The sequence below is a fragment of the Mesorhizobium sp. M1D.F.Ca.ET.043.01.1.1 genome (assembly GCF_003952385.1).
Classification (GTDB): Bacteria; Pseudomonadota; Alphaproteobacteria; order Rhizobiales; family Rhizobiaceae; genus Mesorhizobium.
Window position 1 is genome coordinate 3,102,486 of sequence record NZ_CP034444.1, and the last position, 11,452, is coordinate 3,113,937.

The following is an 11,452-nucleotide window of genomic DNA, read 5'->3' on the forward strand; positions in this document are numbered from 1 at the left end:
GGCGTTCGAAGGAATGCCGGGACCTGCGCGCCGCGGGTTTCATGCCCGGAAGCCAAACCAAGCAAGGACAGGCCGATGCGCCGACGTTCTTCCCTGCCCATCACCTTTCTCGTTCCGACGCTCGCCATCCTGCTCGTGCTGTCGATGGTGCCGACGCTCTACGCCATCGTGATCGCGCTACAGAACCGCGAGCTCAGCACGCCGGGCTATTCCTGGGTCTGGTTCTCGAACTTCGCCGATCTCTTTACCGACCGCCGCTTCCTCAATGCCGTCTGGGTGTCGGTGAAATGGGAGATCGTCACCGTCGTGGCGACGATGGTGGTGGCGATCGGGCTCGGCGTGCTGATGTTCGAGGCCGCCGGCCCACGCCTGCGCAATGTCTACTGCCTGCTGTTCATCATCCCTGTTCTGCTGCCGCGCGTCTCGGCGGCTTTCGTGTGGAAGTTCGCCTATCACCCGCTCTACGGCATCGCCACCTATCCCTACCGGCTCATCACCGGCGGGCTGATCTTCGACCCGCTGTCCAAGGCCTCGACGGCACTGTTCGCCGTTGCGTCGGTCGACGTCTGGCAATGGGGCCTGTTCTTCGCCGTCATCGTGCTCAAGCTTCTGGAGACCTTGCCGCCGCAGCCGGTCGAGGCGGCGCGGCTCGACCACGCCAAGCGCTGGCAGATCCACGCCTATGTCACCCTGCCGATGCTCAAGGCGCCGCTGATCAGCCTGATGTTCGTCAAGATGATCGAATCGCTGCGCTCGTTCGACCTGATCTATGTGATGACACGCGGCGGGCCTGGCGTCGCGACCGAAACGCTCGACATGTATGCCTTCTCGCAAGGCTTCATCGAATCCGGCAAGGTCTCCTACGCCTCCGCCATGGCGGTGCTGATGATGATCGCCACCGCCATCACCTTCACCATGCTCTGGAAGCGGGTCCAGGCATGAAGTCATATCGGATAAGACCGGGCCGCGTGATCGCCAAGGCCGTGCTGGCGCTGGCCGGGTTCCCGCTGGTCTGGACCGCGCTCAATGCGCTGAAGAACAATGTCGACATCATCACGCGCGTGCCGCGCCTGGTGTTTTCGCCAACGCTTGCCAACATCGGCTACATACTCGGCCGCGACAGCGTGCTGACCGGCCTCTACAACTCGGTCGTCGCCTGCGGCAGCGCCGTGCTGATCGGCGTCGCGCTCGGGCTGCCGGCGGCCTATGCGGTGGCGCGCTATCCCAATCGCTTCGCCGGCGACATCCAGTTCTTCGTGCTGTCGCTGCGCTTCCTGCCGCCGGTGGCGGTTGCCATTCCGCTGATGGTGATCTGGCTGCAGGTCGGACTCTACGACACTTTGCCGGCTTTGATCGTCACCTATTCACTGCTCACCATCTCGGTGATCATGTGGCTGGCGATCCCCGCCTTCCAGGCCGTGCCGAAGGAAATCGAGGAAGCGGCCTTCGTCGACGGCTACGGCGCCTATTCGGTGTTCTGGCGCATCGCGCTCCCCGTTGCGGCGCGCTCGCTCATAGGCGCCATCGCCTTCAGCTTCGTGCTGGTCTGGAACGAGTTCCTGATCGCGCTGATGCTGTCGAGCTCCAACGCCAAGACCCTGCCGATCGTGGCTTCAGAGCTCTCGCAGCAAGGCATGAACGTGCCGTGGGGGATCCTCAATGCTTCGGTCGTGCTTCTGTCGCTGCCGCCGCTGCTGTTCCTCGGCGTGCTCAGCGGCTTCCTGAATTCCGTTTTCCGGCAAAAGAAAAGTTGATGCGAGGATACCCGATGCGGGCACTGGTGCTTGAGAAAAAAGGCGAACTGTCGCTGCGCGAGATCGCGCTGCCGCTCAACGTCGGGCCGGACGACGTCAGGATCGAAATCCATACCGTCGGCGTCTGCGGCAGCGACGTGCATTACTACACCCACGGCGCCATCGGCAGCTATATCGTGCGCGCTCCGATGGTGCTCGGCCACGAAGCGTCGGGAACGATCGTGGAGACCGGCGCCAACGTCACGAGTCTGAAAGTGGGCGACCGCGTCTGCATGGAACCTGGCGTGCCGAACCTCTCGTCGCGCGCGACGAAGCTCGGCATCTACAATGTCGATCCGGACGTGCGCTTCTGGGCCACGCCGCCGGTGCATGGGGTGCTTGCGCCGCAAGCGGTGCATCCGGCGGCCTTCACCTACAAGCTACCGGACAATGTCTCCTTTGCCGAAGGAGCCATGGTCGAACCCTTCGCCATCGGCATGCAGGCGGCGACGCGCGCCCGGATCGTTCCCGGCGATATCGCCGTCGTCGTCGGTTGCGGGCCGATCGGCATCATGATCGCGCTCGCCGCCCTGGCCGGAGGCTGCTCGAAGGTGCTGATCTCCGACTTTTCCGCTCCCAAGCTGGAAATCGCGGCGCGCTATCCAGGCATCGTGCCGATCAACATCGGCGAGCGGTCGCTGGTCGAATCTGTACGGGCCGCGACCGACGGTTGGGGCGCCGACATCATCTTCGAGGCTAGCGGAAACCCGAAAGCCTTCGCCGATCTGTTCGACATCGTGCGTCCGGGCGGCGCGGTGGTGCTGGTCGGGCTGCCTGTGGAGCCGGTCAGCCTCGACGTGCCGGCAGCAATCACGAAAGAAGTGCGCATCGAGACGGTGTTCCGCTACGCCAACATCTTCGACCGCGCCCTGCAGCTGATCGCTTCCGGCAAGGTCGACCTCAAGCCGCTGATCACAGGCACCTATGATTTCCCGGACAGCATCAAGGCGTTCGAGCGGGCGGCTGCCGGCAACCCGCAGGACGTCAAGCTGCAGATCCTGCTCACCGGCGAGAAGGGATAAGGGATGTCGGCGATCGTTTGCTCCCATGTCGACAAGGCCTATGGCGCCACAACCGTCATCCGCGATCTCAACCTCTCGATCGAGGAGCACGAATTCGTCGTGTTCCTCGGCCCGTCGGGCTGCGGCAAATCTACCCTGCTCCGGATGCTGGCCGGGCTGGAGGACATCAGCGGCGGTGAGGTTTCGATCGGCGGCAAGGTGGTGAACGATCTCGACCCAGGCGACCGCGGCATCGCCATGGTGTTCCAGAACTACGCGCTCTATCCGCATATGACGATCTTCGACAACATCGCCTTCGGGCTGAGGCGGCAGAAGGTGCCGGCCGCCGAGATCAAGAAGCGGGTCGAGGCGGTGTCCAGAACGCTCGGCCTGGAACCCTATCTCGGCCGCAAGCCGACCGAGCTGTCCGGCGGACAGCAGCAACGCGTGGCGATCGCGCGCGCCATGATCAAGACGCCGAAAGTGTTCCTGTTCGACGAGCCGCTGTCCAATCTGGACGCCAAGCTGCGCAACCATATGCGCGTCGAGGTCGCCAGGCTGCACCAGTCGCTGAAGACCACGACCGTCTATGTCACCCACGACCAGCTCGAGGCGATGACTTTGGCCGATCGCATCTTGCTCCTGAAGGACGGCGTGATCGAGCAGATCGGCTCGCCGGCGGAGATCTATCGCCGTCCCGGCAATATGTTCGTGGCCGGTTTCATCGGCACGCCGAACATGAATTTCATCGAGGTGACGGTCAGTCGGGCAGAGAACGGGTGGACCCTGAACGGCGCCGGGACGGTGCTTCCGATCGAGGGCGGGGGATTCCATCTGCAGCATGGCGACCGCGCCGTCCTGGGCATCCGGCCCCCGGACCTGAAGACGGCAAGCAACGATGCGGGCAGCAAGCTTTTGCTGGGCACGGCCGACCTCATCGAATTCCACGGCAATGACGCGCTGGTGACCTTCGGCTCGGGCGGCAAGGAAATCAGCGCGCTGGTGCCGGCCCGCGAATGCCCGGACCTCAGCGCGCCTGTGCGTTACACGTTCGACGAAGAAAGCATTCATCTGTTCGATGCGACGGGCATGTCGCTGCGCAAGCAGTAGGCCGAAGCAGGCCTCCGCTTTACCCGATCGCGTCGAGAGCCCGGCGCTGCCGGTGCATCTCGAGGAAAATGCGGTAGTCGCGGTCGAAGCGGGCGCCTGCGGCGGGGTTCGAGGGGCGAGTCCTGCCGCCCTGCTGCATGGCGACGCAAGCCGCGTTCAGATCCGGGTAAAGCCCGGCGGCGGTGGCCGCCACCATGCCGGTGCCGAGCAGCACCGCCTCGTCGGCCAGCGGCTCGATGACGGTGCAGCCGGTGGCGTCGGCATAGAGCTCCATCAAAAGCGGGTTCTTGGTGTGGCCGCCGGTGACATGCAGGGTGTCGATCAGGTAACCGTTCTCGTTCAGCGCCTCCAGCACATGGCGCACGCCGAGCGCGATGCCGACGGCGGTGCGCCAGTAGAGCTTGCACAGGCTGTCGAAGGAAGAGTCCAGCGTCAGCCCGCTGACCACGCCGACCGCGTGCGGATCGGCGAGCGGCGAGCGGTTGCCATGGAAATCCGGCAGCACATGCAGCCGCGCCGCCAGCGCATCGCCTTCCACGGCGCGCAGTTCGGCGACGCGCCTGGCGATCCTGGCATGCATCGCCGCATCCGGCTCGCCGCCGGCGCCATGCCAGCGGATGATGTGGTCGAGCAGCGCGCCGGTGGCCGACTGGCCGCCTTCGGACAGCCATAGCCTCGGCAGAGCGGCGCCAAAATAAGGGCCCCAGACGCCGGCGAAAGGCTGCGGATCCTGCGACATCGCCATGACGCAGGACGAGGTGCCGGCAATCAGCGCCAGATGCCGGCTGATATCCGTCTCGTCGCCGGCAAAACCGCCGAGCACCCCGAGCGCGCCGGCATAGGCGTCGATGACCCCTGCGCCGACCCGGCAATTCCCGGTCAGGCCGAGCTCGGCGGCGGCTTGCGCCGTCAGCGGGCCGATATCGGCGCCGACCGGGCTCGCCTTTTCCGGAAGATTGCCATGCTCGAAAAGATCGCCAAGGCCGACGAGCTCGAAGAAATCGCGCCGCCAGCTCGTCTCCTCATGCGCCAGATAGGTCCATTTGGCCGTCAGCGTGCATTGCGAGCGGGCGAGCGAGCCGGTCGCCTTCCAGGTCAGGAAATCGGCAAGGTCGAACAGATAGCCGGCTTCGTTCCAGGTTCCGGGCAGGTTGCGCTTCAGCCACATCAGCTTCGGCGTTTCCATTTCCGGCGACATCACGCCGCCGATATAGTCGAGCACGGCATGGCCGCTTCTGGTGCATTCGTCGGCCTCGGCGATGGCGCGGTGATCGAGCCAGACGATGGTGTCCCAGCGCCTCTCGCCGGTGACGGAGACGCTGAGCTGGCCGCCCTGGCCGTTTCGCACCACAAGCGAGCAGGTGGCGTCGAAGGAGATGCCGACGATATCGGCGGCGGCGACGTTCGCCTTCTCGCGCGCGGCGCGCACGGCAGCACAGACGGCCGACCAGATATTTTCCGAATCGTGCTCGGCGTGATCGGGCCTGGGCTGGTGCATGGCAATCGGCCGATCGGCGCGGCCAAGCAGATTGCCATGCGAGTCGAGAATGCCCGCGCGAGCGCTCCCGGTGCCGACATCGACCGCGCAAACGAAACTCGTCGTCAAGATGCTTTTACTCTCGCTCCCAGGCCTGCAATCAGATCGGGCAATTGCAGCATGTCAGCGAATATAAAGTCCGGTTCGGTCGACGCAAGCCGCGCCTTCAATGCGGGGTTGTCCGCATGCGAGCCGCCGGTGAAGGCAAAGACGCGCATGCCCGCGGCGCGTGCCGCTGCGATGCCGGCCGGACTGTCCTCGATGACCAGGCATTTTCGCGGTTTGGCGCGCATGATGGCGGCGGCGTGGAGGAAGAGATCCGGCGCCGGCTTGCCACGCTTGACCATGGCGGCGCTGAACAGATGCGGCTCCAGCAGGCCCAGCAGGCCGGTGACGTCAAGGGCGTAGCGGATGCGCTCCAGCGTGCCGGAAGAGGCGACGCAATAGGGCAGGCCAAGCCTTGGCAGGATCTCCCTGATGCCGGGGATCGGCTTCAATTCCTCGCGGAACTTGCGCATCAGGTCGACGCGCATGGCGGTCAGATGCCGGTCGCTGATCTCCAGCCCGAACTCGCGGCCGAGGATCTCGCGCACGCTCTTCATGCTCTTGCCGAGGAAGTGCTCGTAGGCGGCATCCTCGCTGACCGTGCCGCCGGCGAGCTCGATCATGCCGAGCAGCGCCGAGACCGAGAGCGCCTCGCTGTCGACCAGCACGCCGTCGCAGTCGAAGATGACCAGTTCGGGCGTCATGGTTTCGCGTGGAGGCTCAGAGCTTGCCGGCGAGAAAGCGCGTCAAGGTTTCGCGCGCGCCGTTGGCCCAGAGCACGTCGAGCGCATGGGCAAAGGCTTGCGCGAAGACGGGCGAACGGCCGACATCGCCGTAGATGTCGTCCATGGCAAGCCAGGCGCCGGGCGCATCCTTCGCGGCACTGGCGGTCGCCTGCATGCGGTCCCAGCTCGGATCGTTCGGCTCGATGACGGCGCCGCTGTCGGTGGTGCCGAAGCAGTAGCGGCACCAGAGCGCCGATTCCAGCGCCAGACCCGCAACGTCTTTGCCCGCCTTCAGCCGGTCGGCAATGGTCGGGATGATGAATTTCGGCTGCCGGTTGGAGCCGTCGAGGCAGAGCCTGCGGATGGTGTCGCCGATCTTCGGATTGGAGAAGCGGCGTTCGATGAGCTGGTAGTAGTCCTCCAGCACCGTGTCGGGCACCGGCGGCACCGTCGGGATGATCTCGTCGCGCTCCAGCTTGGCAAGGAAGCCGCGCACCAGCGGCTCCTGCATCGCCTCATGGACGAAATGGATGTCCATCAGCCCGGCCGGATAGGCGATGGTCGCGTGGCCGCCGTTGAGGATGCGGATCTTCATCAGCTCGTAAGGCGAGACATCCTTGACGAACTGCACGCCGGCCTTTTCGAGCGGCGGCCGGCCGGCGGTGAAATGGTCCTCCAGAACCCATTGCTTGAACGGCTCGCAGAAGACCGGCCAGTTGTCCTCGAGCCCGAAATCGCTCGCCAGGATGCCGCGCTCGCGGTCGGTGGTGGCCGGCGTGATGCGATCGACCATGCCGTTCGGAAAAGCGACCTTGTCCCTCACCCAATCGGCCAGATCCTCGTCGATAAGGCGGGCAAGGCCGATGACGCCATCGGAGGTGACGTGGCCGTTGTGAGGGATGTTGTCGCAGGACATGACGGTGAAGGGCACGATCCCGTCAGCGCGCCGGCGCACCAGCCCGGCAAGGATGATGCCGAAGACGGTCTTCGGCGCCGCGCCCGGCTGAGCATCGGCCACGATATCCGGATGGGCCGGGTTGAACTTGCCCGAGGCCGGGTCGATGAAATAGCCGCCTTCGGTGATGGTCAGCGAGACGATCTTGATCGCCGGGTCGGCGAGCTGCTCGATCACCGCGGCCGCATCGCCGGGCGTCAGGAAATCGATCATGGCGCCGGTGACGCGGGCGCTCATATGGCCCTGGTCCTGCTCGACCACGGTGGTCAGCCAGTCCTGTTCCTCCAGCTTCGAGCGCCCTACTTTTTCGCCCTCGAACACGCCGGCGCCGATCAGCGCCCAGTCGTGGCCCAGTCCCGAATTGAACAGGTCGTCGAGATAGACGGCCTGGTGCGAGCGGTGGAAGTTGCCGACGCCGAAATGCACGATCCCGGCCTTCAGCGCGGCGCGATCGTATTTCGGACCGGAAACCTTCGAGGGAAGCTTTGCGAGGTTCGAGGAAGAGAGTTTCACGGTCATCTTGCTTACCCTTTGGCATATATGCAGCCCAACGATCCACGCCAATTCACCCGCCTGGGGCGAGCGGTGAGGGGCGGCATCCGGTTTGCCGGCTTGCTGCCCCTCACCTGCCCCTCAGCGCGTCCTCCCTGGAGGAAGGGAGGCGCGCCTTCCCCCTCAACTCATCCATTGGCCGCCGTCGACATTGTAGGTCTGGGCGACAATGTATTCGGCCTCGTCGCTGGCGAGGAAAACCGCCATGCCGGTCAGATCCTCCGCCCTGCCCATGCGGCCGTAAGGCACGCTTTCGCCGACGAGCTTCTTCTTCTCGCCCTTCGGCCGGTTCTCGTACTTGGCGAATAGCGAATCGACGTGGTCCCAATGCTCGCCGTCGACGACGCCCGGCGCGATGGCGTTGACGTTGATGCGGTGCTTGATGAGGTCCAGTCCGGCCGACTGGGTGAGCGAGATGACCGCCGCCTTGGTGGCGCAGTAGACCGCTACCAGCGCCTCGCCGCGGCGCCCGGCCTGGCTCGCCATGTTGATGATCCTGCCGCCCTTGCCACGCGCGATCATCGAGCGGGCCGCCGCCTGCAGCATGAACAGCGTGCCGGCGACATTGACGGAGAACAGCCTGTCATAGCTTGCCCGGCTGATCTCGACGATGGGCGCCAGATCGAACAGCGCGGCGTTGTTGATCAGGATGTCGAGGCCGCCATTCCTGGCCTCGACCGCCTTCACCGCTGCGTCGATCGAGGCCTGGTCGGTGACGTCGAGCTTGACCGCATGGGCTGCCGGACCGATCGCCTTCGCGGTCGCTTCCGCCAGTTCCAGGTTGACGTCGGCAATCGCCACTGTCGCACCTTCGCGCGCGTAGGCTTCGGCGAAAGCCCTGCCGATGCCGCGCGCCGATCCGGTGATCAGCGCCGATTTGCCCTTCAGCCTCACTTTGCCGTCCTCACTGCGCCAGCGCCTTGCCGTCGGCGCCGAAGCGATGGAGCTTGGACCTGTCGGGCGTCAGATAGACGGTGTCGCCATGCTTCACCGCGACCTCGCCGTCGGCGCGCACATTGATGGTGCCGATGCCGTCCGTCTGGACGTGCAGGAAGGTGTCGGAGCCGAGATGCTCGGCAACGCCGACCGTCGCCTTCCAGTCGCCGGCCGTGGTCGAGATGTTGATATGCTCGGGCCGGATGCCGATGGTCTTGGCGCCATATTTGTCCGCCGGCGCGCCCTCGATCAGGTTCATCTTGGGCGATCCGATGAAGCCGGCGACGAAGAGGTTCCTCGGCGTGCGGTAGAGCTCCATCGGCGAGCCGACCTGCTCGATGTTGCCGGCGTTGAGCACGACGATCTTGTCGGCCATGGTCATGGCCTCGACCTGGTCGTGGGTGACGTAGATCATCGTCGTCTTCAGCTGATGATGCAGTTCGCTGATCTCGAGCCGCATGGTGCCGCGCAGCGCTGCATCGAGGTTCGACAGCGGCTCGTCGAACAGGAAGGCCGAAGGCTGGCGCACGATGGCGCGGCCGATGGCGACGCGCTGGCGCTGACCGCCGGAGAGCTGGCCGGGTCGGCGCTCGAGATAGTTGGTGAGGTTCAAGACGCGCGCGGCGTCCTTGACCTTCTTGTCGATGGTCGCCTTGTCCTCGCCCGCCATCTTCAGCGGGAAGGCGATGTTCTTGGCGACCGTCATATGCGGGTAGAGCGCGTAGGACTGGAAGACCATGGCAAGCTTGCGCTTGGCCGGCGCCTCGCCGGTGACGTCGCGGCCGTCGATGCTGATGGTGCCGCCGCTGGTGTCCTCCAGACCGGCGATCAGCCTGAGCAGCGTGGACTTGCCGCAACCCGACGGGCCGACGAACACGACGAACTCGCCGTCCTCGATATTGAGGTCGATGTTCGGAATGATCGTCGTCGACCCGAAGGATTTGGAGACGTTCTTGAGCGTGATGTTTCCCATGGTTTCCTCCCGGATTTCGTCGTCCGCCGCCTGCCGCGCGCGGCTACTTCACGGCGCCAAAGGTCAGGCCGCGCACCAGCTGCTTCTGGCTGAACCAGCCCATGATCAGGATCGGCGCGATCGCCAGCGTCGAGGCCGCCGAAAGCTTGGCCCAGAACAGGCCTTGCGGACTGGAGAAAGAGCTGATGAAGGCGGTAAGCGGCGCGGCATCGGTGGTGGTCAGCCGGATCGTCCAGAACGCCTCGTTCCAGGCCAGGATGATGTTCAAGAGCATGGTCGAGGCGATGCCCGGCACCGCCATCGGCGTCAGCACATAGATGATCTCGTTCCACAGCGAGGCGCCGTCCATGCGCGCCGCTTCGAGGATCTCGCCCGGGATCTCGCGGAAATAGGTGTAGAGCATCCAGATCACGATCGGCAGGTTGATCAGCATCAGCATCACGGTCAGGCCGATGCGGCTGTCGAGCAGGCCGGTGTCTCGGAAGATCAGGTAGATCGGGAACAGCACCGCGACGGCCGGCATCATCTTGGTGGAGAGCATCCACATCAGGATGTCCTTGGTGCGCTTGGTCGGCGAGAAGGCCATCGACCACGCCGCCGGTATCGCGACGACGAGAGCCAGGATGGTCGAGCCCACCGACAGGATCACCGAATTCAGGAAGAATTTGAAATAACCGCTCTGCGCCTGGACTTCCGCGTAGCTTTCGGTGGTGCCCGACGGGATCAGGGCGAAGCCCTGGATCGCCTCCTGCTCCGACTTGAAGGAGGTGATGATCGTGTAGAGGATCGGAAAGAAGATCAGAAGCGCGACGATCCAGGCCGCGGCCGTGGCGATCGTCTTGTGCTGGGTGGTGACTGCGCGTGCCATTCTATCCTCCCTTACTTGTCCAGGTTCTTGCCGACGGCGCGCATGACGAAGAAGGCGACGATGTTGGCGAGAATGACCGCGATGACGCCACCCGCGGAGGCCTGGCCGATTTTGAATTCCAAAAGCGCCTTCTGGTAGACGAGGAAGGGCAGGTTGGTGGAGGCGTAGCCGGGGCCGCCATTGGTGGTGACCAGGATCTCGGCATAGATCGAGAGCAGGAAGATCGTCTGGATCAGGATGACGACGGTGATGGCGCGCGACATATGCGGCAGCGTCAGGTAGATGAAGCGGCTGATGAAGCCGGCGCCGTCCATCTCGGCCGCCTCCTTCTGCTCGGCGTCAAGCGATTGCAGCGAGGTGAGCAGGATCAGCGTGGCGAAGGGCAGCCACTGCCAGGCGACGATGAGGATGACCGCCGTCAGCGGGTGCTGGCCGAACCAGTCGATGGGGTTGGCGCCGAAGAAGCGGGCAATATCGGCGAAGACGCCGTATTGCGGGTGCATGATCATGTTCTTCCAGACCAGCGCCGCGACCGGCGGCATGACGAAGAACGGCGAGATGACGAGGATGCGCACGAACCCCTGACCCCAGATCGGCTGGTCGAGCAGCATTGCCAGGAGGATGCCGCCGATCACGGTGATGACCAGCACGCTGACGACGATGGTGAGCGTGTTGAGGATCGACTGCAGGAAGGCCGGGTTGGAGTAGAAGAGCTTGTAGTTGGAGAACCAGACAAACCCATCCCGGATCGGATTGAGCGGGTTGTACTGCAGGAACGAAAACCAGATCGTGAAGACCAGCGGCACGATCATCCAGATGAACAGCAGGATCACCGAGGGCGCCATCATGAAACGGGCAAGCGAACGGGTTTGCTGAGTAGCCATGACGGTCACCCTCCAAATGTCAGCCGGATCTTAGAGTCGTGCCACAATTTTCCTGATTGTGAAGGTGGCCGCC

Annotated in this window: 11 protein-coding genes; 4 read left to right on the forward strand and 7 right to left on the reverse strand. The window is 64.5% G+C overall.

Features of this window, described 5'->3' with window-relative positions; genetic code table 11:
* Positions 1-75: 75 nt before the first annotated feature.
* From EJ067_RS14990 to ugpC, 4 genes are read left to right on the forward strand one after another with little or no spacing between them, the layout of a single operon-like run.
* Entirely contained in the window at positions 76-942 is an 867-nt protein-coding gene (locus EJ067_RS14990) for a sugar ABC transporter permease (protein ID WP_126086431.1), read from the forward strand.
* Entirely contained in the window at positions 939-1,754 is an 816-nt protein-coding gene (locus tag EJ067_RS14995) for a carbohydrate ABC transporter permease (protein WP_126086432.1), read from the forward strand. Before EJ067_RS14990 ends, EJ067_RS14995 begins: the two co-directional genes overlap by 4 nt.
* A 14-nt stretch (positions 1,755-1,768) precedes the next feature.
* On the forward strand, positions 1,769-2,815 hold the full coding sequence (locus tag EJ067_RS15000) for an NAD(P)-dependent alcohol dehydrogenase (protein WP_126089623.1): 1,047 nt from the start codon (positions 1,769-1,771) through the stop codon (positions 2,813-2,815).
* A 3-nt stretch (positions 2,816-2,818) separates the two neighbouring features.
* Complete coding sequence (ugpC, locus tag EJ067_RS15005; protein WP_126086433.1) at positions 2,819-3,904, forward strand: sn-glycerol-3-phosphate ABC transporter ATP-binding protein UgpC; 1,086 nt, start codon at positions 2,819-2,821, stop codon at positions 3,902-3,904.
* A 19-nt stretch (positions 3,905-3,923) separates the two neighbouring features.
* Here the strand turns inward: ugpC and EJ067_RS15010 are convergent, their stop codons facing one another.
* The 7 genes from EJ067_RS15010 to EJ067_RS15040 form a co-directional block, all read right to left on the reverse strand.
* Entirely contained in the window at positions 3,924-5,510 is a 1,587-nt protein-coding gene (locus EJ067_RS15010) for an FGGY-family carbohydrate kinase (RefSeq protein ID WP_126086434.1), read from the reverse strand.
* The gene (locus EJ067_RS15015; RefSeq protein ID WP_126086435.1) at positions 5,507-6,190 is read right to left on the reverse strand and encodes an HAD family hydrolase; all 684 of its coding nucleotides are present in this window, start codon (positions 6,188-6,190) and stop codon (positions 5,507-5,509) included. Before EJ067_RS15015 ends, EJ067_RS15010 begins: the two co-directional genes overlap by 4 nt.
* Positions 6,191-6,206: 16 nt before the next feature.
* Entirely contained in the window at positions 6,207-7,685 is a 1,479-nt protein-coding gene (locus EJ067_RS15020) for a mannitol dehydrogenase family protein (protein WP_126086436.1), read from the reverse strand.
* 156 nt (positions 7,686-7,841) lie between these two features.
* Entirely contained in the window at positions 7,842-8,612 is a 771-nt protein-coding gene (locus EJ067_RS15025; protein WP_126086437.1) for an L-iditol 2-dehydrogenase, read from the reverse strand.
* A 10-nt stretch (positions 8,613-8,622) separates the two neighbouring features.
* Entirely contained in the window at positions 8,623-9,627 is a 1,005-nt protein-coding gene (locus EJ067_RS15030) for an ABC transporter ATP-binding protein (protein ID WP_126086438.1), read from the reverse strand.
* Between the two features lie 43 nt (positions 9,628-9,670).
* The gene (locus tag EJ067_RS15035; RefSeq protein ID WP_126086439.1) at positions 9,671-10,495 is read right to left on the reverse strand and encodes a carbohydrate ABC transporter permease; all 825 of its coding nucleotides are present in this window, start codon (positions 10,493-10,495) and stop codon (positions 9,671-9,673) included.
* A gap of 11 nt (positions 10,496-10,506) precedes the next feature.
* A complete protein-coding gene (locus EJ067_RS15040; RefSeq protein ID WP_126086440.1) occupies positions 10,507-11,379 on the reverse strand; it encodes a sugar ABC transporter permease in 873 nt (290 codons plus the stop codon).
* Positions 11,380-11,452 lie beyond the last annotated feature (73 nt).

Coding starts and splice junctions, on each gene's coding strand:
- EJ067_RS15015 (WP_126086435.1), bottom strand. CDS start 6,190: ATGACGCCCGAACTGGTCATCTTCGACTGCGACGGCGTGCTGGTCGAC.
- EJ067_RS15030 (WP_126086438.1), bottom strand. CDS start 9,627: ATGGGAAACATCACGCTCAAGAACGTCTCCAAATCCTTCGGGTCGACG.
- EJ067_RS14990 (WP_126086431.1), top strand. CDS start 76: ATGCGCCGACGTTCTTCCCTGCCCATCACCTTTCTCGTTCCGACGCTC.
- EJ067_RS15035 (WP_126086439.1), bottom strand. CDS start 10,495: ATGGCACGCGCAGTCACCACCCAGCACAAGACGATCGCCACGGCCGCG.
- EJ067_RS14995 (WP_126086432.1), top strand. CDS start 939: ATGAAGTCATATCGGATAAGACCGGGCCGCGTGATCGCCAAGGCCGTG.
- ugpC (WP_126086433.1), top strand. CDS start 2,819: ATGTCGGCGATCGTTTGCTCCCATGTCGACAAGGCCTATGGCGCCACA.
- EJ067_RS15020 (WP_126086436.1), bottom strand. CDS start 7,685: ATGACCGTGAAACTCTCTTCCTCGAACCTCGCAAAGCTTCCCTCGAAG.
- EJ067_RS15000 (WP_126089623.1), top strand. CDS start 1,769: ATGCGGGCACTGGTGCTTGAGAAAAAAGGCGAACTGTCGCTGCGCGAG.
- EJ067_RS15040 (WP_126086440.1), bottom strand. CDS start 11,379: ATGGCTACTCAGCAAACCCGTTCGCTTGCCCGTTTCATGATGGCGCCC.